We start from the raw sequence: 20,036 nt of genomic DNA on the forward strand, positions 1-20,036 counted from the left end.
CGTAAAAAACTAAACGAAACGGTATACACCCCATGAAACGTTTGCCATTGATAGTGCTATCTTGTTTAACGATTCTGACAGCGTGTCGGCAACCACAGATGCCAGATACAGGGCGTTACACTTATAGCGACATGCCGTTGCCAAACACGAAGCCCGCGTTGATGATTTCCGAGAACTGGAAAAAATACAATACACCCCCTCAGACAATTTACATAATTGATGACCATCGCTTCATTACGCTGGAAAGCTACGACAATTGTTCGGGCGAGACTTGGTACAACGACACGAAGAGCGGCGTGAGGACGAGAGTCGGCCATACTTCGCCGAATGGATTTTTAGGAAAGCTGATAATTGATGATCAGACGGGGATGAATGTAGTCGTTCCAACGGTTACAACTGGTTCGTGTGGGGATCGGGGGTGTATGAATTATGCCGCTTACTCGACAGACGGCGGGAAAACATTCGCGTGGATGCGTTACGACGAAAGCAATATAACTTTCGATTCACAGAAAAACTCGAAAGACTATACGTTCTTGATAACATCTGATCGTTTGTATGTAGTTGAGGGGCGTGAAAGCCGCGCCTACGTTGCTTACTATCCACTCGTTCCGGGAATTAATCTGGGTAAGCCGTATCCGCCGGGTATTAGAGGCGGCTCTTTTAATCTTTCCGCTGACCCTGAGCTCTTGACGAGTCACCGCACTCCCTCCGGCCAAGACCACTACATCTGCGATACGTCGATCCTGCCAACAAACGGGGACTAGGATGAATTTACCAAAAATTTGAACGGCACGAGAGCAGCGTATGGCCTCGGTGCTCTTGATTGCACGCAACCATATATAAACTCTTTCTAAAAATATTGGATCGGTTCAAGAAATGGAGAACCAAGTGAGGAACGCTCCCTACACAACTGGACCGGTCATGCGAACAGAAAACCACGATGAAATGATTAAGCGGTTTGAGGAGTATCAGCGTATGCCGACCAACCATAGCACGCTGCCGCAACATCATGAGTTCATGAGCCGAGTAGCGGCGTGGGACTTGCCGATCGGTTTTTGCGACTCCTACAATCTGCCTCAATTTTGGCTGGGCCTCATTCGTGATGCGGACTGGACGCAGTTTACCGATGAGTATTTTGATGCGGGAGCGTTCCAGGTTCCGCCTGTTCCCAACGGAATCGATCCAGAGACGGTGACCGATGAAATCGTGGCTGCGGAAAAAGAACGTCAAAAGCAAAACAAAACGGTATATACCCCATGAGACGTTTACCATTGATGGTGCTATTTTTTTTTAACGATTCTGACAGCGTGTCAGCAAACGCAGGTGTCAAGCCCAGGACGTTACACGTATAGCGATGCGCCGTTGCCAAACGCGAAGCCCGCGTTGATGATTTCCGAGAACTGGAAAAAATACAATATACCCCCTCAGATAATTTACAAAATTGATGACCATCGCTTCATTACACTGGAAAGCTACGACAATTGTTTGGGCGAGACTTGGTACAACGACACGAAGAGCGGCGTGAGGACGAGAATCGGTCATACGTGGCCGAATGGTTTCTTAGGAAAGCTGATAATTGACGACAAGACCGGAATGAATGTTGTTGTTCCAACGGTTACAAGTGGTTCGTGCGGGGATCGGGGGTGCACAAATTACGCAGCGTATTCAACGGATGGGGGCCGAACGTTTAAATGGTTTCGGTATGACGTCTATGACCATACCACTAACTCTATGAACAGCTCTAAACGCTACGTGTTTGCTGTCACGAATGACTCGCTATTTGTCACTTATTCAGCCGGGAAATATGGGCCAACGGTGACCGATAGATATCCGTTAGATGATGATCTTTCAAATAAAAGCATGAACACGATTCCTGGCGGTAAACGTCTCAATTACGACAGCGGCATACCGTCAGGCCTGCATACTCCCTCCGGTCAAGATCATTACATTTGCGATGCATCGATCCTGCCAACGAACGGCGACTAGGACGAACTAACTAAGAATATGAACTGTATGATCGCAGCGTATGGCCTCGGTGTTCTTGACTGAACGCAACCATATGTAAGCCGCACTCCAAGAGTCTGGGATCGGTTCATCAACTGGAAAAGCAATTGAGGAGCGTTCCAGGTTCCGCCTGTTCCGAGCGGAATCGATCCAGAGATGGTGACGGATGAAATCGTGGCTGCGGAAAAAGAACGTAAAAAACTAAACAAAACGGTATACACCCCATGAAACGTTTGCCATTGATAGTGCTATCTTGTTTAACGATTCTGACAGCGTGTCAGCAAACAAGGATGCCAGATACAGGGCGTTACACGTATAGCGACATGCCGTTGCCAGACGCGAAGCCCGCATTGATGATTTCCGAGAACTGGAAAAAATACAATACACCCCCTCAGGTAATTTACAAAATTGATGGCCATCGCTTCATTACACTGGAAAGCTACGACAATTGTTCGGGCGAGACTTGGTACAACGACACGAAGAGCGGCGTGAGGACGAGAGTCGGTCATACCTCGCCAAATGGTTTTTTAGGAAAGCTGATAATTGATGATCAGACGGGGATGAATGTTGCTGTTCCAACAGTTACAACTGGTTCGTGTGGCGATCGAGGATGTAGGGACTACGTGGCCTATTCGACTGATGGCGGAAAAACCTTCAATTGGATGCAATACGACCGTAATAGCATTTCTTACGATCCAGTTAGAAGTTCGCGGCGTTATCAATTCGTTGTTTTGAAAGATCGCATGTATGTCATTCAACGCGATCAGGAAGGGCAAGATGGGCATGCAATACAGTATCCTTTAGTTAAGGGAGTCGACCTCAATCGACCATATCCAGAAGGAATAGAAGGTGATGCCTTTCGCATGTCGATAAGACCTGGCGTTCTTTCTGGTGTTCGCACTCCGTCCGGCCAAGACCACTACATCTGCGATACATCGATCCTGCCAACGAGCGGAGATTAGGAAGAACCGACGCGAACCGTAAGAGAGCAGCGTATGTCCTCGGGGATCTCGGTGGAACGCAACCTGTGTATAAGTCCACTCCACGAAAGGAGTCCAAAAATCATGACAAAGCCCGTTTCTTTAGGTGATGCCACTACGCATGGCGGCAAGGTCATTACCGCGTCGTCCAGCTACTTCCTTGAAAGCCGGCGCAAGGTCGCGCTAATTGACGATATGGTGTCGTGCCCTGAACATGGCGACAACCCGATCATCGAATCTGCAGAGGGCTATAGCGAGCATGGCCGCAAGTGGGCTGTACATATGTGCCGCACGCGCTGCGGCAGTCAGGTGATCGCCAGCGGCAAGGGTGTGAGTATCAAATGAACATGACCTGGCGAGCGCCGATTATCCCGGAGCAGGAGGCAGCAAAGGCACCCTCCGTCTGGGTCTATGTCCTGTTGTACGTGCTGGTGGAACTTATTGCGGTTGTCGTGACAGTCTGGCTGTGGCCCAAAGGTCAGTCGACGATGTCGGCTGACTTCTTGCTCGAAATACTTGTAGCGCCTTCGTTGCTTTGGCTGGCGCTGTGCTGCATGTACTACAACCGAACATTTGAGGACTGGCAGCATAAAACTCAGTGGTGGAACTTGCTTTGCAGAAGCCGATTTGCTGATTGGCAGCACTGGACGCGCTCGCATCTCGTTCTGCTCGACAGCACCGTTCTGACACCGGAAAACGACCTTGCCGAGCGCATGCTCGGTCTGGCACCCTCCGAGCCTGCTAATCCGGACAAAGCCTTGCAGCTCGCAGAGTTCGGCAACTCGAGGAGTAGGAGCAGGCAGGAGCAAGTGATCGAGGCTCTAGTGATGCCACTTACCGATTCGATTAGGCGTGTCGCAAAAGAGGGGAAGTTCGACATCGTATTGCATGCGGTCAGGCGTGAGGAGAAGCTGTTTCTGGAGCGATCCTGGCGCAAGCTTGAGCTGCCCAGCGCATCGAACATTGCGTGGCTGCCATTTGACGACGAGCTGCCGCTGAACGACGCGTGGTTTTCGGGCCAGCCCCTGCCGGACTACCGACTGGTAATCGCCTTCCAGTTGCATCAGGGCGAGGACGCGCCAGCTTTCTCGGAAGCGGCGGTCGCTATGCTCTTCACGCGACCGGCGGTCCTCGCGCGCAGCAAGAGCCTCAAAGCCCGCGCCTGCATCATGCGGCCAATCTTCGCAGAGCCGGATACGGCGGGAGCGGCGATGGCGAGCTTGCTGCGCGCGGAACAGGCGCCGCAAAAGAAAATCCGCAACCTGTGGTTCAGTCGCTTGAATAGCTTGGCGAAGAATTCCACGGTCGCTGCGGCACGCGATGCGGAACTTGACGTGCGCGAGCAGGATCTGGACCGGGCAATCGGCCAGCCTGGGCCGATCACCGGCTGGCTGATTCAAGCGTTGGCAGCGGAGATGGTTCAGCACGGACAGGGTGCGCAACTCGTCGCCACGCCACAGCGCGGCGGCGTGGCGTTGAATTTGGTGAGCGTCGCGCCACCACCTGTGCCATATCCGAAGGATGAGGACGTGCCGCTGCTGTCCGTCGTCTGGGCGTTGGGAATGTTGTTTCTCTCCGGTTTTGTGTTGTGCCTGCGCAAGATCGCGCCGAGCGTGATGAGCGTCGACTTCACGATCTGGCTGTGTATCGGATTTATGGTGCTCATTCTGTGTCAGGCCGGGCTGGCGTTCTTCGACCGCGAGCACGACACACGGACATTCCATGAGACGTTTTATTGATGAATTGCCTTTCGGGCCGCGGGCGCTTGCGCTTCATGGCCGCTAAGGTCGCCGTAGACGCGGCTTTCGTTGTGCCCAAAATAAGAGCAGGCAGAGGAAGGTAAGTGGAAGATCTAATTCGGGGCCGGTGGCTGTCCGTCACCGCGATACTCGCCATCGTGGTGGCGGGCTTTGGCAGCGAGGGCGTCGCTATCGTGCTGTCCGAGGAAGGCGGCGGTCGGAGGAAAGCATCACTGACGATCCCGATCTGGTTACGCTGCCGGAACTCTCGGGTTGATCGTGATCGTGTTCGAGGCGATGCCTGCGCTCACGGCCAGCCACGGCGGCGAGTGTTTGTCTGTATCGAAGATTAAGCGTAACTATGGACCAAAGAACCGTTTCACTGCAGGAGCCGTCATCGTTATTAAAGCTGTTGCATGAGTATGCGGCTGCGCTCGGCTGGAAGTGTCGTTCGAGCGATTGGAAGAGCTTCAGTGCGCGCTATGAATTCGAATGCCAAAACGGTCATCGTCTGTATCGTGCGGCGAAACAGATCATACAGACACACAGCGTTCCCCAATGCGCCGAGTGCGAAGCCGAACAGGTAAAGGCGCGTTGCCTTTCCCTTGTTGCGCAGCGTGGAGGCGTCTTGCTGGGCACATTCACCGGATTGCGCGATCGCTATCGCTTGCGGTGTGCCAAGGGACACGAATGGGAAACGCTGGGGCGCAATATCTACGCCGGACGTTGGTGCCACCGATGCGGGCGTGGCAGGCCCACGCTAGTCAAAAGCGATGGACTCGAAGAACTGCAAGCGACTGCCGCAGCAAAAGGCGGGCGATGTCTCTCCGACCGATATGAAGGGAGAAACGCCCGATATTCCTTCGAGTGCGGGCAGGGGCACCACTGGGAGGCCAAGGGCGGAGATGTCGCCGCAGGTAGTTGGTGTCTTCGATGTGCGCAACTTGCGTTAGGACGTCGAGCCGCCGAAGCTCTGCTCCATCAGGATGGCTTGGAACGCTTGCACGAGGCTGCAAGATTGCATCAAGGCGAGTGCCTGGCCACGGTCTACACGGGTTCGAAGGATCGCTATGCGTTTCGTTGCGCCCGAGGTCACGAATGGACGCAGGCGGCCCGGCACATATGGCAAGGCGTGTGGTGTAAGCGCTGCTATGTTTTCGAGCGACGTATCTCTATCGAACAAATGCAAGCGATCGCGGCCGAGCGCGGTGGAGCGTGTCTTTCGACGGATGTGATCCACGGCAGAACCAAACTCGAATGGAAGTGTCGTTTAGGGCACGTATGGCTGGCCATACCGGACAACATCAAGAAGGGAAGCTGGTGCCCGAACTGCGCCATCCTCGATCGCACGAAGAACCGGTCCAAGCGCAAGCGTTACGACGTCGATGGCTGAGCGCGGCGTGGACTCGCACGAGTCATTGCCTTGGTATCGGTGGTCAGGGCTGGACTAGTTCAATCCGCCGCAGCAAAACAAAGCCTTTCACGTTCGTCTTTAGAACCGCCTCCCAATCCCCCTACTTCCCCTTCGCATTCTGCGCGATGGCTTCGTCGGTTTCCCAGCCGCCACCAAGCGCGCGAAAGAGGTTGACCTGATCGGTCGCCACCTGAGCTTCGGCGGCCGCGACCTGCGCCGCGACGCTCGTAAGCGTGCGCGTCGCATCGAGATCGTTGAGGAACGACTCGCGTCCCCCGCGATACAAGCGGTTCGTTTCATCGGCGGATTGGATCGCCGATTGATACGCGGTGCGCAATGCGTCGGCGCGCGTGGTGTCGGACGCATACGTCGCGAGGCTGCTTTGCGTTTCCTGCAGCGCCTTCAGCACCACGCCGTCGAAACGCGCGAGCGCGCCGCTCGTCGATGCCTCCGCCTGATGAACGCGCGCTCGCTGACCGTTGATCGGAAAGCTCCAGCTAATGAGCGGCCCGAACGCCCAGCGATTCGTGTTCGCGCCGAACAGATCCTCCGCGATGCCGACCGATCCCGCCGATGCGCCGATACTCACCGACGGATACAGCGCCGCCGTCGCAACACCGATGCGCGCCGTCGATGACGCGAGTTGCCGTTCGGCCTGACGCACGTCGGGACGGCGTTTCAGCAAGGCCGCGCCATCGCCGACGGGAATCGGCGCGCGCAGCTTCGGCAGCTTCCGGCAGGCGAGGGCGGCTTTGGGCAAGTCGGACGGCGCGCGCGCGAGCAGCATCGCGAGCCGATACTGCGCGACGCGGCGGCGCGCGACGAAGCGCGGAATGTCGGCGGCGAGCGTATCGGCCTGCGTCTGTCCGCGCGTGACTTCCGACTGATTGCCACGGCCCGCATCGCGCAGACGTTGCGTGAGCTTCACGCGCTCCTTCTGCAAGTTGAGCGACTTCTGCGCGATGTCCAGTTCTTCGGCCGCCGAGCACGATTCGACATACGCGTGCACGACATCCGCGACCACCGTGATGCGCGCGAGATCCTGCGCGGCCTCGACGGCTTCATCGTCCGCGTTCGCCGCTTCGACGCCGCGCCTGAGCTTGCCGAACAGATCGAGCTCATAGGAAATGGAAAGATCGAGCGCGCCCTCGTTGACGACGGGAAGCTTCTCCGTCAACAGATATTGCTCCGCCGATTCCTGCGCGCGCTGAAACGCGGCCGATGTCTTGCCGGAGAATCCGCCTTGCTGATTCGCGTATTCGACTTCGGCGCGCGAACGCGCGAGATTCGCGGCGGCGATGCGCAAATCCGTGTTCGACGCGAGCGCCTGCGTGACCAGTTGATCGACGACGGGATCGTCATAGAGACGCCACCACTTGGCGGGCACTTCGCCCTGCGTGACGGGCGCGCGATCCGCGCCGTCGATGGCGCCGTTCGCGTAGGGCGCGTTGACCGCGGCGTGTCCGGGAAGCGTGTAGTCCGGTCCGACGGTCGTGCAGCCGAACAGCGCAAAGGCCGAGGAAGCCGCGATAGCGATCGCTTTCATGATGCGCACGCCGTTCATCGCGACGCGCCCGATGCCGGGACCGACACGCTCGAAGTCGGCGCGGGCGCGGACGCCGGAGAAGTCTCCGACGCCGCGCGCTTGCCGATCTTCGGCCCGATGCCGCGTACCGAGACCGTCGCCGTGCGGCCCGCGATCATGCGGAAATCAGCGGGGATTTCATCGAGCGTCACGCGCACGGGAATGCGTTGCGCGAGCCGCACCCAACTGAACGCGGGATTCACGTTCGGCAACAGACTCGGGCTTTGCTGACGGTCGCGGTCTTCGATCGCCGCGACGATGCTCTGCACATGGCCGCGCAGAATGCCGGCCTCGCCCATCACCTTGATATCGACGGGCTGGCCGATATCGATGCCGCCCAGCTTGGTTTCCTCGAAATAGCCATCGACGCGGAACGAGTTCATGTCGACCACCGAAAGCACCGCGCGCCCCGCCGCCACGAATTCGCCGGTGCGCGGCGCGCGATCGTTCAGATAACCATCGACGGGACTCACGATCTCCGTGCGTTGCAGATTCAGACGCGCGGTATCGATCGCGACGTCGGCATCGGCGAGCGCGGCCGTCGCCTGCTCGACTCGCGACTGCGTTTCCTCCACCACTTCGCGCGCGACGAGATTGCCAAGCGCGCGATTGCGCGCATCTTCGCGGCGCGCCTGATCGAGCGTGGCGCGGCGTTGCTGCGCGCTCGCCTGCGCATTGCGCAACGCAAGCGTGTAACGCGCCCGGTCGATCACGAAGAGCACATCGCCTTTTTTGACCTGCTGATTGTCGGCCACCTTCACGTCGGTGATGAGGCCGGACACGTCGGGCGCGACCTGGATGACGTCGGCGCGAACGTGGCCGTCGCGCGTCCACGGCGCGAACATGTAGTAGTCGACGAGCTTCCACAACACGACGCACGCGATCGCGACGACGATGAGCGTAAGCAGAATCTGCCCGAGGGAGAACCAGGTTTTTTTCACGAGATGAGCCGCTGCGAAACGATGACGACAACTCCCAGCAACAGAACATAGATGCCGAGATCGAAGATGGAACGATGCCACACGAAACGATAAAAGCCGACGCGCGCGAGCACGTTGCGAATCGCCAGATTCAAAAGATAGGCGATGAACATCAGCACGAGCACGGCCGGCACGAACACGCCGAGAATGTCGATTTCGCCGATCATATGTGGCGTTCCGATAAAAAATGAAGGACGAAGATCATGCCGGTTCCTCGCGCGGCGGCGCGCCGTCGGCGGCCTTCGGTTGCGCCTGCGTAGCGGGCGGATGCAACGACAGGCGCATGCCGACGAGCGCATGCAGCGTGTCGCGCAGCCAGCGTTCGGACACGACCGCGTCGGGGTTCTGCGATTGCGCGAGCGCGCGCGACGTGACTTGTACACTCGTCGCATCGATGCTGCGGATCAGCTCGGGCGGCACGCTCTGGCGTGCGCGTCGCGCGATGCACAGTTCGAAGTAGCGGCGCAACGCGTCGAGCGTATCGTCGACGGAAGTCTGAATATCGATCGGCAGCTTGCGGCGCGTGCGGCGCAGATCGAGCGCATTCAGCGCGACGCGAAAATCGCGAAAGCTCTCGATGGACGGATGACGATGCGAGTCCGTCGCCGCGTGACGCGGCAGAAGCTGCATCAGCCGGTCGAGCATGCGTGCATAGAGATTGCGCTGATCCTCGATAACCACCGACGACGACGCGCTCAACACGATATCCGCCCACGCCGAACGTGTGAGACGCGCGGCCGCCAGCTCCGCGCCGAAGGGACGCGTCATGCGCGTCCAGATGAACGCGAAGAGCAGGCCCGCGACGCCCGCGAGATTGCTGTTGATGAACACGAAGAAGTTCGCTTCGTAGGCGCTCTGAATGCTGATGAACGTCGCGGTGTTGACCGCCGTGAGCATCGTCACGAGCGTGAAGCGGGGCCGTGGAATAAGCGTGCCGATGATAAGAAACGGCACCGCGAAAATCATCACGAGCATGGGGAAGTCGTGTACGTGCGGCAACACGGCGAACACGTAGAGTCCGGCGAGCACGACGCTCAGGCAGGTCGCGAGAAAGAACGTGAACACTTGCGGCGCGGGCTCGTCGAGCGCGGCGAAGAAGCAGCACGCGACGGCGGCGAGCGTCACGGCGCCCGCGCCGTCGTTCCATCCGGATTCGATCCACAGGCCGCACGCGACGATGATCGCGCTCACCGCGACGCCCGTCGAAAAGAGCATCATGCCGCGATCGAAAAAGCGCGCCGTGCCGCCGAGACGCCAGTGCCGGAAGTGCGGACGCCATTCGCTCGTCTCGTTGAGAATGGCCGCGCGCAATGCACGGATGTCCTGCCATACGTCGATGACCTGGCCGAGCCGCCACAGCGCGTTCGACAGCAGCGCGCCGTCCGCGCTCGCCAGCGCTTCGACCGGCGGACGCATCGCGATAGCGCGTTCGCGCAGCGCATCGGGCTCGCGCTCGTTTTCAACGTCGAGTTCAGCGCGCGGCGTGGGCGAGGCGACCCACGCGGCGACATCCTTCAGGAGCGCTTCGAGCCCCGCCGGATGCTTGCCGTGCTTCGCGATCAGTTCGATGAGCGGATCGGCCATCGACGAAATCAGCGGCAGAAAGATCTGCATGCGTCCCTGCAACGCGCGCGCGCGACGGATGATGTCGGGCCGCGTGTGATCGTAGGTCAACTGGCTCAGCAGGATTTCGAGCCCGTTGACGGTGGCCGCGAGCCGCTGGCGCGCCGCCGATATCGACGCGCCCGCGATGCGCCCCGAAAGCGTTTCGCTTGCATAGAAGATGGCGTCGCGAAACCATCCATCCGTTCGGAGGATGAGCGTCGGCGCGAGGCGGCTCGGAAACACAGCGCTGCCGACGATGCTCGCCACCACGATCCCGAGCAGAATCTCTTCGGTGCGCGCGATCGCGAGATCGAAGACGGCCGTCGGATTCGTCACGGCGGGCAGGGCGATCAGCGGCAGCGTGTAGCCCGCGAGCAGAAACACGTAGCTGCGCGCGCTGCGGTCGAACATCGAAAGATAGAGCAGCGTGCCCGTCCACAACGCAACGATCACGCTGAAAAGAAACGGCGACTCGACGAAAGGCGGCACGATCAACACCGCGCCCGATGCGCCGATCATCGTGCCGAGGGCGCGATACAGCGCCTTCGAGCGCGTCGCGCCGACGAACGGATTCGACACGATATAAACGGTCGCCATCGCCCAATAAGGACGCGGCAATTCGAGCGCGAGGCCGATGTAAAGCGCGATCATCGCGGCGGCGAAGGTCTTGGCGGAAAAGAGCCAGTCGCGCGCGGAAGGAAAGGACATGGCGCTAGGCTCCGCGCTTTGCGGCCGGCCGCGCCGGCTGGGCGGTTTCGTCGATCGCGTCCAATGCGGCGAGCAGTTTCGCATCCGGCAACGCACTGAATGCTTCGAGCACGCGCAGCGTCGTTTCCAGGTCTGCGCGGCTCACGCCTTTCAAGAGCCGCGCGCGCAGCGTGACGAGACGCTCTTCCATGCGCGCGGTGACGGCGCGGCCTTCGTCGGTGAGCGTGATGGTCTTGGCGCGCTTGTCTTCCGGATCTTCGTCGCGCCGCACGAGACCGGCCGCGCAAAGCTGATCGAGCAGCCGCACGAGCGATGGCCCTTCGATGCCGACATGCTCCGCGAGCGTCACCTGACGCACCGCCGCGCCGAGCCGGTTGGCCGTGAGCAGCGGTACGGCGCACGCTTCGGACACGCCATACGAGGCGAGCACGCCGTGGCTCGTGCGGCGCCAGCGTCGCGCGGCAAGCACGAGCGTGCTGCTCACGGAGCGGCGCAGAAGATCGAGTTGAGTCATGCGGCGGGATTATAGCGAGAAGTTTATTCGTTAGCATGCTATCTACTTACGAATTTTCTTTCAGATTGCGTACGTAAGGCATGGGCGCATGCGCATATCGGCGTGCTATCTTTTCGGCTCGATCATTTCGCCCGCGCCGCCATGCCGATCGCCTATCTTCGTGGCCTGACCTCGCCCAGCCGCACCGATTCCGCCAACCGGCGCCTCGGCTGCGCGCTCGCCTTCGTCGCGGGCGCGGCCAATGCGGGCGGCTTTCTCGCCGTCGGGCAATACACGTCGCACATGTCGGGACTGGTTTCTTCCATCGCCGATAACCTCGTGCTCGGCCAGATAGCGTTCGTGTTCTCCGCGATCGCCGCGGTCGGCGCGTTTCTCGGCGGCGCGGCGACCTCCGCGGTGCTCATCAACTGGGGACGGCAGCGGCGCGCGCATAGCGTGTTTGCAACGCCGCTCTTGCTGGAAGCCGCGCTTCTGCTCGTGTTCGGCATGCTCGGCGCGAATCTGGAGACGCATCGCGTGTGGGACGTACCGTTGACCGTTGCGTTGCTCTGCTTCGTGATGGGCCTGCAAAATGCAATGATCACGAAGATATCGAAGGCCGAGATTCGCACGACGCACGTGACGGGACTCGTGACCGACATCGGCATCGAAATCGGCAAGAGTCTGTACTGGAACCGCGGCATGTCGCGTGACGACGCCGCCTACGTGCGCGCGAATTACGCGCGTCTCGTGCTGCTGAGCTCGCTCTTCGCGATGTTCATGCTCGGCGGTTTCGCGGGCGCGATCGGTTTCGCGCATTTCGGCTTCGCGACGACCGTGCCGCTCGCCGCCGTGCTGTTGCTGTTCTCGTGCGTGCCGCTCGCGGACGATCTCGCGGCCGGCAGACGTCGGGCGCGCCGCTAGACGGCCTCGGCGGCTTCTGCGACGATCCAGTCGCGAAACAGCGTCATGCCGTGCGAAAGCCGCCGCGACTTGAGCCACGTGAGCCAATAGCCGCCGGTCTTCACTTCGATCTCGAACGGGCGCACGAGCAGCCCGCCCTGCAACTCGCGCACGAACATGCGCGGCGGCGCGAGCGCGACGCCCGCGCCTTGCACCGCTGCTTCCACCATCAGACGCGACGAATCGAAGACGGGGCCGTTCATTGTCCACGCGTCGAGGCCGGCGGCGTCGAACCAGTCGATCCAGTCGTCCGCGCGATAGGAGCGCAGCAGCACTTCGTTGGCGAGATCGGACGGCTTGCCGAGACGCCGGGCGATGTCGGGTGCGCATAGCGCGGCGAGCGGCGCATCGAGCAGGCGCGCGTTGTGTGTCGCCGGCCACGTGCCCGCGCCGAAGCGGATGGCGAAGTCGAGTCCTTCGGACGCGGGATCGACGAGATTGTTATGCGTGAGGAGCCGCAACTCGACGAACGGATGCGTCTCGCGAAACGCTTTCAGCCGCGGCATCAGCCACCCGACCGCGAATGTGCCGACGACGCCCACCGTCAGCACCTCGTGAAAGTGGCCGCCGTCGAATTGCTTGAGCACGGCTTCGATGCGGCCGAACGCGTCGCTCAGCACGGGCAGCAGCGCGCGCCCTTCGTCGGTGACGCTCAGGCCGCGCGGCAGGCGTCTGAAGAGCGGCGTGCCGAGCCGTTCCTCCAGCGCGCGCACTTGCTGGCTGACGGCCGCCTGCGTGACGTTCAATTCCTGGGCGGCGCGCGTGAAGCTCAAGTGCCGGGCCGATGCTTCGAACGCGCGCAACGCGTTCAGCGGAAGATGAGGTCGCATGGTTCCCATAAGTTTTTCTATTGCCAGCGGTAAATTATCCTCGATTGTGCAAGCGCGCAAAAGAGCGGATATTTCGCTTCGTTCCAAGTCACACCAACCAGAACGAAGGATCAAGACAATGAAGTTTCGTGCGCTGAGCCTTTTGGCGGCAAGCATTTTTTCTTTTGGCGCGATGTCCGGCGCCGCGCATGCAAGCGATGTCGCGAGCATCCGGGCGACCGTCGATCAGACCATCAAGCCGTTGATGGCGCTGCACGGCATTCACGGCATGGCGGTGGGCGTCGTCGTGGACGGCAAGCCTTATGTGTTCGACTACGGCGTGGCGTCGAAGGCGACTAACCAGCCCGTCACGCGCGATACGCTCTTCGAGGTCGGCTCGATCAGCAAGACCCTCACCGCGACGCTCGCGTCCTACGCGCAGGTCGAAGGCGATCTCTCGCTGACCGATCCGGTGAGCAAATATCTTCCATCGCTCGACGGCACCGAGTTCGGCAAGGTGACGCTGTTGAATCTCGGCACGCACACGCCGGGCGGCCTGCCGCTGCAAGTGCCCGATGACATTCACGACAACGACCAGTTGATGCAGTACTTCAGGACATGGCGTCCGGCTCAGCCGCCCGGCACGATCCGCACGTATGCGAATCCCGGCATCGGCACGCTCGGTCTGATTGCCGCGAAGAGCATGAAGCAGGACTTCACCCCGCTGATGCAAACGCGCCTCTTTCCCGCCCTCGGGTTGAAGCACAGTTATATCGACGTGCCCGCATCTAAGCAGCGCGATTACGCGCAAGGCTATACGAAAGACGACACGCCGATTCGCATGAAAGGCGGCGTGCTCTCGGCGGAAGCTTTCGGCGTGAGATCTACGGCGGCGGACATGACGCGCTACCTGCAGATCAACATGAACATGGTGCGTATCGATCCGGCGGTCCAGCGTGCCGTCGACGCCACGCACACGGCCTATTTTCAGGCGGGTCCGCTGACGCAGGACCTTATCTGGGAGCAGTATCCGTATCCGGTCGCGTTGCAGCCGCTGCTTGAAGGAAACGCGGCTTCGATGATCACGAACGCGATGTCCGTCACGCGCATCGATCCGCCGCAAGCCCCGCGCGACGACGTGTGGATCAACAAGACCGGCTCGACCAATGGTTTCGGCGCATATATCGCGTTCGTGCCGAAGGCGCGCGTGGGCATCGTGATGCTCGCGAACCGGAACATCCCGAACGAAGAGCGCGTGAAGGCCGCGTATGCAATCATCGCGTCGTTAGCCGGCGGACGATAAACACAACAACCATGCGGATCGATCCCTACAGTCTCGAACTTTTCATCGCGGTCGTCGAGGAGGGATCGATCGCGCGCGCCGCGAGCCGCAGCCACATCGCGGCGTCGGCATTGAGCAGGCGCATCGCGGATCTCGAAGCGGCCATCGGCGTCGCGCTCCTGATCCGCTCGCCTTCGGGCGTGCAACTGACCGAAGCGGGGCAGCACGCTTATTCCAGCGCGCGCTCCATTCATGGCCAGCTGGAGAGCATGGCGCGCGAAGTCCAGTCGATGAGCGGCCAGATCGCGGGCGTCGTGCGTTTGCATGCGAATGCATCGGCGATCGTGGGCTTCCTGCCCGAACGTCTGACGCTCTTCAAGACGCGCTATCCGCTCGTGGAGATCGCGCTGACGGAACAGATCAGCGACGAAGTGATACGCGCCTGTCTCGACGATCGCGCGGATGTAGGCATATCGGCGAGCACGAAGGCACACGCGGGACTCGATTCATGGCGCTTCGTCGACGATCCGCTGATGGTCGTCCTGCCGCCCGATCACGAACTCGCGCAAGCGGACTCGTTGAGCTTTGCCGAAGTGACGCGCTTTGCGCTCGTCGCGTTGCAGGCGGGAGGCTCGCTCGATCAGACCTTGAAAGAACACGCCGATGCCGCGCGCATGCCGCTCAACGTGACCGTCACCGTCAACAGCTTCGACGCGCAGTGCCGCATGGTCGAGGCGGGCCTCGGCATCGGCATCGTGCCGACGAGCGCCGCGTCGGCGTTCGCGGGATCGCGCAACTTCGTGCGTGTGCCGTTGCGCGAAACGTGGGGCAGCGGCCGTTGCCTGCACGTGCATGCGCCGCGCAAGTCGTCGCGCCTGAAGGCGGTGCAGGCGCTGATCGATACGCTTATCGATACGCTTATCGACGAGGGTTAACGCGGACATCGCATCTCGCGATGCCCCCTGTGCTGAACGAACACTTCATGCGCGCGCGCGGGTGCGTCTAGATTGGCGTCGAAGGAGAGTGCGATGGCCAGTCTGGATGTAAGCGGGCGAATCCTATTTCTCGGCGCGGACGCGGCGAAGGTCGAGCGGCAGCTTGCGGGCGTTGACCTGACGCTCGATGAAGCGGGCGCGCTGCGCGACGATGTCTCCACCGACGAGATCACGCCGATTAGCGTGCTCACGCGTTTCGACGAGCGTCTCGGTCAATGTCCGTATGTCGGCTGTCATGCGGGCGGGCGCAATCCCATCGGCCACGATGCGGTGCGCGCGGGCCGCTTTCAGGTGACGGTCGCGGGCAATCGCTACGGGAAGGGCTCGTCGCGCGAACACAGCCCGCTCGCCGAGTATTGCGCGGGCATCCGGCTCGTCATCGCGCGCAGTTTCGAGCGGATTTATCGGCAGAACGCGGACAACCTCGGGCTTTTCACGTCGACGGATTTCGGCCTGATCGAGCGCATCCGGCGCGGCGAGACGATCGATATCGAAGAACTCGTCGCGGATCGCGATCCGTTGGCGGCGGCGATTCTGAAGAGCGGCGGCCTGCTGCGATACGGAAAGTTGCATATGCAACGAGTGAGTATCGGCGAAGCATCGAACGATGACGCTCCTAGCACGCTCGTCGAAAAAATTCTCGCGCGCCACGCACTGACGACCGACGTGACGAACGCGGCGCTCGTGCCGGGCAACGGCATCTTCGTGCGCGCGGACTGGCGCTTCATCCACGAGTACTACACCGGCATGGCCGCGCACATGCTGCACGCGACCTTCGGCCGTCCGCTGACGTTGCACGAGCCGCGCAGCATGCTCGCGTTCGAGGATCATCTGTCGTATTCGCATCGCAGCGAACTGCATATTCGCAACGGCCTGCTGCCGAACGTGCGCGAGTTGTCGGCGGCGCATCGCGCGTTCGCGCATGACTACGACGTGCGCAATCACGGCTATCTGAGCGAAGCCAATAGCGAACGCGACGAAGGTTCCGAAGGCATCTCGCACGCGATGATGGCCGAGCGTTACGCGTTGCCGGGTCAGGTGATCGTCGGCACGGATTCGCATACGCCACATAGCGGCGCGCTCGGCTGCGTCGCGTTCGGCGTCGGCACGACGGACATGGCGAACGCATTCGTCACCGGCGCGGTGCGCATGACGGTGCCGCAATCGTTGCGCATCGAACTATCGGGACCGATTCCGGCGGGCGTCACCGCGAAAGACATCGTGCTTCATCTGCTCGCGGATTCGCGCATACGCGCGGGCGCGGGCGTCGGCAAGGTGTTCGAATTCGCGGGCACGGCCATCGCGAGCCTTTCGACCGACGAGCGCACGACGCTCACCAACATGACCGCCGAGCTAGGCGGCTTCACGGGCATCGTCGCGCCCGACGATGAAACCGTGCGCTTCCTGAAGGAGCGGCGCGGCGTCGACTTCACGATCGAGCCGTGGATGCGAAGCGACGAAGGCGCGCGCTACGCCGAGATCATCGCGATCGATTGCGCGCGTCTCTCGCCGATGCTCGCCGCGCCCGGCGATCCGGGCAACGGCATCGCGCTGCAGACGCTCGATGAAAGGCCGGATATCGACATCGCATACGGCGGTTCGTGCACGGCGGGCAAGCGCGAGGACTTCGATCACTATCACGAGGTGCTTTCGTGGGCGGCGAAGCGCGGCCTGCGCGTGCCCGGCAACGTGAAGCTTTATCTGCAATTCGGCACGCAGGACGTGCGCGACTATTGCATCGCGCAAGGCTATGTCGATGCGTTCGAGCGCGTCGGCGCGATTCTCTTGCAGCCGTCGTGCGGCGCGTGCGCGAACTGCGGGCCGGGTTCGTCGACGCAGGCGGAGCAAGTCACCATCAGCGCGATCAACCGAAATTTTCCGGGCCGTTCGGGTCCGGGGAAAGTATGGCTCGCAAGCCCGCCGACGGTTGCGGCGAGCGCGCTCGCCGGGCGCATCGCATCGTTCGCGGAGTTGCAGCAACGCTTCACGAAGTAAGCGCGCAAGCACGACAGGGCCGCCATCGACGCGGCTTCAAAAATACATTCAGGAGACAAGCAATGGCCATCATGCAGGGCACTTCGCGTCTGCACGACGCTGCCGGCAGCGCATTCACGGACGCGCCCGCCGTCGCGGACACGGCGGGCATCTCGGCACGCCTCGACCGGCTTCCCGCGACACGCGCGGTGTGGAAGCTCGTCTTTCTGCTGAGCCTCGGCTTCTTCTTCGAGCTATACGATCTGCTCTTCACCGGCTATATCGCGCCGGGCCTCGTGAAGAGCGGCATTCTCACCTCGACGACCGCCGGTCTCTTCGGCACGACGGGCGTCGCGAGCTTCATCGCCGCGTTGTTCTGCGGTCTGTTCATCGGCACGATCGCGTGCGGCTTTCTCGCCGATCGCTATGGACGTCGCGCGATCTTCACGTACTCGCTGCTCTGGTATGTCGCGGCGAATACCGTGATGGCGTTTCAGGACGCGGCGCTCTGGCTCAACTTCTGGCGCTTCGTGTCGGGGCTGGGCATCGGTGTGGAGCTCGTGACCATTGGCACCTATATGTCGGAGCTGGCGCCGAAACATCTGCGCGGCAGGGCGTTCGCCATATGTCAGGCGATCGGCTTTTCCGCCGTGCCGGTGGTCGCGTTCCTTTCGTATCTGCTCGTGCCGCGTGCGCCGTTCGGCTTCGATGGCTGGCGCTGGGTTGCATTGGCGGGCGGCGTGAGCGCGTTGTTCGTCTGGTACTTCCGGCGCAATCTGCCGGAAAGCCCGCGCTGGCTGGCGAGCAAAGGCCGCATGGACGAAGCCGACGAAGTGCTGCGCCGTCTCGAAGACACGGTCGCGTTGCAATACGGCAAGCCGCTGCCCGCGCCGGGCCCGTCCGATCCGATCGCGCGCAAGGCCGGTTTCGCCGACATGTGGAAGCCGCCGTACCGCAAGCGCACGATCATGCTGATCATCTTCCATATTTGTCAGACGGTTGGCTTCTACGGCTTCGCGAACTGGGTGCCGACCTTGCTCGTCAAGCAGGGCGTGACGGTCACGTCGAGCCTGCTTTACACGACCGTGATCGGGCTCGCCGCGCCAATCGGTCCGTTGCTCGGCTACTGGATCGCCGATCGTTTCGAGCGTAAGCACGTGATCGTGTTCATGGCGGCCGTGAACATCGTCGCGGGCTTGCTGTTCAGCCAGGCGTCGGCGGCCGTGATGATCGTCACGCTCGGCGTGTTGCTCACGCTCGCGGGCAACATCATCTCGTTCACGTATCACACGTATCAGCAGGAGCTTTATCCGACAGCGATCCGCGCCCGCGCCGTGGGCTTCGTCTATTCATGGAGCCGGCTATCGGCGGTGTTCAGTTCGTTCGTGATCGCGTTCGTGCTGAAGGAGGCGGGCGTGACCGGCGTATTCAGCTTCATTGCGGGCGCGATGCTTCTGGTGATGATCTGCATCGGATCGATGGGACCGCGCACGCTCGGCCGATCGCTCGAAAGCATTTCTCACTGAGCGCGCGATTCACGCTCGAACTAGCCGCCGCATGCGTGAATCAGGAACTGCTGCACGGCGGTGGACGGGGCGCTCAACGTGGCGCCCTTGCGCCAGATCATGCCCGCTTCCATATGAGGAATGGTGTCGTTCACGGGCCGCGCTTCGATGCGCTTGCCTTCGAGCGACCACGGCCGGAACACCATATCCGATAGCACGGTGACGCCGAAGCCGTGCGCCACGAGTCCACGCAGCGCCTCCATCGAACTCGTGCGAAACGCGATGTTCGGTTCGATGCGTTTCTTGTGCCAATAGCGCATCGTCGATTGCTCACCTTCATCGACGGTGATCAGAATGTAAGGATGCGCGGCGATATCCTTCAGCGATACCGCCTGCTGCTGCGCGAGCGGATGCGAGGGCGCAACCCACAATTGCCGGCGTGAGCGCATCAACACCTGACTGTCGAAGCGATTCGGGCGCTGCAGATTCGATAGCAGCACGACGCCGATATCGACCTCGCCATTCGCGACCGCTTCCTCGATCTGCGGCCGTTCCATGTCGCGCAGATCGAAATCGATAAACGGATACGTCGCACGAAAGCGCGCTAGCAGCTCCGGCAGGAAATACCCGAGCACCGTATAGGACGCCGCGATTCGCGCGACGCCGCGCATATCGTGCGCGCGAAACGGCGGCATGTGCATCGCGTCGCGCGCGGCGTCGAGCACGCGGCGCGCGTGGTTATGAAAGTCCTGACCATCGGGCGTCAGCGCGACGCCTTGCGGCAGGCGCTCGAACAACTTCGTGCCAAGCGCGCTTTCGAGCGCCAGCACCGCATTCGTGATCGCCGATTGCGAGACATGTTCGTTCGCCGCCGCCATCGAGAACTGGCCGGTTTGCGCGGCGGCGACGAAGTAGCGCAATTGCCTGAGCGTGAGATCGAAGGCCATCTGATTTTCAGATACCAGAGTTGTTTATTCGTGATTTTACGATCTCGAATCGG

The 20,036-nt window shown here is 61.0% G+C and carries 19 protein-coding genes; 12 read left to right on the top strand and 7 right to left on the bottom strand.

Annotated elements, in window-relative coordinates; genetic code table 11:
- Window positions 1–161: 161 nt before the first annotated feature.
- The 7 genes from AWB82_RS37315 to AWB82_RS27175 all read left to right on the top strand — a co-directional run bounded on the left by AWB82_RS37315 (window position 162) and on the right by AWB82_RS27175 (window position 6,116).
- On the top strand, window positions 162–764 hold the full coding sequence (locus AWB82_RS37315; protein WP_159462630.1) for a T6SS immunity protein Tli3 family protein: 603 nt from the start codon (window positions 162–164) through the stop codon (window positions 762–764).
- Between the two features lie 157 nt (window positions 765–921).
- Complete coding sequence (locus AWB82_RS27160; protein WP_086972440.1) at window positions 922–1,260, top strand: DUF3274 domain-containing protein; 339 nt, start codon at window positions 922–924, stop codon at window positions 1,258–1,260.
- Window positions 1,261–1,386: 126 nt separating this feature from the next.
- Window positions 1,387–1,986, top strand: a complete 600-nt coding sequence (locus AWB82_RS37320; protein ID WP_143756874.1) for a T6SS immunity protein Tli3 family protein — start codon at window positions 1,387–1,389, stop codon at window positions 1,984–1,986.
- Between the two features lie 242 nt (window positions 1,987–2,228).
- The gene (locus AWB82_RS37325; RefSeq protein ID WP_159462631.1) at window positions 2,229–2,966 is read left to right on the top strand and encodes a T6SS immunity protein Tli3 family protein; all 738 of its coding nucleotides are present in this window, start codon (window positions 2,229–2,231) and stop codon (window positions 2,964–2,966) included.
- Between the two features lie 102 nt (window positions 2,967–3,068).
- Entirely contained in the window at window positions 3,069–3,329 is a 261-nt protein-coding gene (locus tag AWB82_RS27165; protein ID WP_086972441.1) for a PAAR domain-containing protein, read from the top strand.
- Window positions 3,326–4,723, top strand: a complete 1,398-nt coding sequence (locus AWB82_RS27170; RefSeq protein WP_086972442.1) for a hypothetical protein — start codon at window positions 3,326–3,328, stop codon at window positions 4,721–4,723. Before AWB82_RS27165 ends, AWB82_RS27170 begins: the two co-directional genes overlap by 4 nt.
- A 361-nt stretch (window positions 4,724–5,084) precedes the next feature.
- On the top strand, window positions 5,085–6,116 hold the full coding sequence (locus tag AWB82_RS27175) for a hypothetical protein (protein ID WP_235023459.1): 1,032 nt from the start codon (window positions 5,085–5,087) through the stop codon (window positions 6,114–6,116).
- Between the two features lie 121 nt (window positions 6,117–6,237).
- Here AWB82_RS27175 and AWB82_RS27180 read toward each other — a convergent pair whose 3' ends face one another.
- The 5 genes from AWB82_RS27180 to AWB82_RS27200 are packed head-to-tail and all read right to left on the bottom strand — an operon-like array spanning window position 6,238 to window position 11,529.
- Complete coding sequence (locus tag AWB82_RS27180; RefSeq protein WP_407643050.1) at window positions 6,238–7,683, bottom strand: efflux transporter outer membrane subunit; 1,446 nt, start codon at window positions 7,681–7,683, stop codon at window positions 6,238–6,240.
- A gap of 14 nt (window positions 7,684–7,697) precedes the next feature.
- Complete coding sequence (locus AWB82_RS27185; RefSeq protein ID WP_086972444.1) at window positions 7,698–8,663, bottom strand: efflux RND transporter periplasmic adaptor subunit; 966 nt, start codon at window positions 8,661–8,663, stop codon at window positions 7,698–7,700.
- Window positions 8,660–8,869 carry a DUF1656 domain-containing protein gene (locus AWB82_RS27190; protein WP_086972445.1) on the bottom strand — a complete coding sequence of 70 codons (210 nt, stop codon included), beginning with the start codon at window positions 8,867–8,869 and terminating at the stop codon, window positions 8,660–8,662. Before AWB82_RS27190 ends, AWB82_RS27185 begins: the two co-directional genes overlap by 4 nt.
- 34 nt (window positions 8,870–8,903) lie before the next feature.
- On the bottom strand, window positions 8,904–11,015 hold the full coding sequence (locus AWB82_RS27195; protein WP_086972446.1) for an FUSC family protein: 2,112 nt from the start codon (window positions 11,013–11,015) through the stop codon (window positions 8,904–8,906).
- 4 nt (window positions 11,016–11,019) lie between these two features.
- On the bottom strand, window positions 11,020–11,529 hold the full coding sequence (locus AWB82_RS27200; RefSeq protein WP_086972447.1) for a MarR family winged helix-turn-helix transcriptional regulator: 510 nt from the start codon (window positions 11,527–11,529) through the stop codon (window positions 11,020–11,022).
- A 141-nt stretch (window positions 11,530–11,670) separates the two neighbouring features.
- Here AWB82_RS27200 and AWB82_RS27205 point away from each other — a divergent pair, with 141 nt between their 5' ends.
- Complete coding sequence (locus tag AWB82_RS27205; protein WP_086972448.1) at window positions 11,671–12,432, top strand: YoaK family protein; 762 nt, start codon at window positions 11,671–11,673, stop codon at window positions 12,430–12,432.
- On the opposite strand, the gene AWB82_RS27210 is transcribed toward AWB82_RS27205, so the two are convergent.
- Window positions 12,429–13,310 carry a LysR family transcriptional regulator gene (locus AWB82_RS27210; protein WP_086972449.1) on the bottom strand — a complete coding sequence of 294 codons (882 nt, stop codon included), beginning with the start codon at window positions 13,308–13,310 and terminating at the stop codon, window positions 12,429–12,431. The two genes, AWB82_RS27205 and AWB82_RS27210, sit on opposite strands and share 4 nt — an antisense overlap.
- Window positions 13,311–13,419: 109 nt before the next feature.
- Here AWB82_RS27210 and ampC point away from each other — a divergent pair, with 109 nt between their 5' ends.
- The 4 genes from ampC (at window position 13,420) to AWB82_RS27230 (ending at window position 19,057) form a co-directional block, all read left to right on the top strand.
- A complete protein-coding gene (gene ampC, locus AWB82_RS27215) occupies window positions 13,420–14,583 on the top strand; it encodes a class C beta-lactamase (RefSeq protein ID WP_086972450.1) in 1,164 nt (387 codons plus the stop codon).
- Between the two features lie 11 nt (window positions 14,584–14,594).
- Window positions 14,595–15,497: a LysR family transcriptional regulator gene (locus AWB82_RS27220; protein WP_086972451.1), complete on the top strand. Its 903-nt coding sequence runs from the start codon at window positions 14,595–14,597 to the stop codon at window positions 15,495–15,497.
- Between the two features lie 93 nt (window positions 15,498–15,590).
- Window positions 15,591–17,552, top strand: a complete 1,962-nt coding sequence (locus AWB82_RS27225) for an aconitase family protein (RefSeq protein WP_086972452.1) — start codon at window positions 15,591–15,593, stop codon at window positions 17,550–17,552.
- Between the two features lie 62 nt (window positions 17,553–17,614).
- Window positions 17,615–19,057, top strand: coding sequence for an MFS transporter (locus AWB82_RS27230; protein ID WP_096031465.1), 1,443 nt, complete (start codon window positions 17,615–17,617; stop codon window positions 19,055–19,057).
- Window positions 19,058–19,077: 20 nt separating this feature from the next.
- Here the strand turns inward: AWB82_RS27230 and AWB82_RS27235 are convergent, their stop codons facing one another.
- Window positions 19,078–19,983: a LysR family transcriptional regulator gene (locus AWB82_RS27235; RefSeq protein ID WP_086972453.1), complete on the bottom strand. Its 906-nt coding sequence runs from the start codon at window positions 19,981–19,983 to the stop codon at window positions 19,078–19,080.
- Window positions 19,984–20,036: the final 53 nt, after the last annotated feature.

This window comes from Caballeronia glebae (assembly GCF_001545035.1).
Classification (GTDB): Bacteria; Pseudomonadota; Gammaproteobacteria; order Burkholderiales; family Burkholderiaceae; genus Caballeronia; species Caballeronia glebae.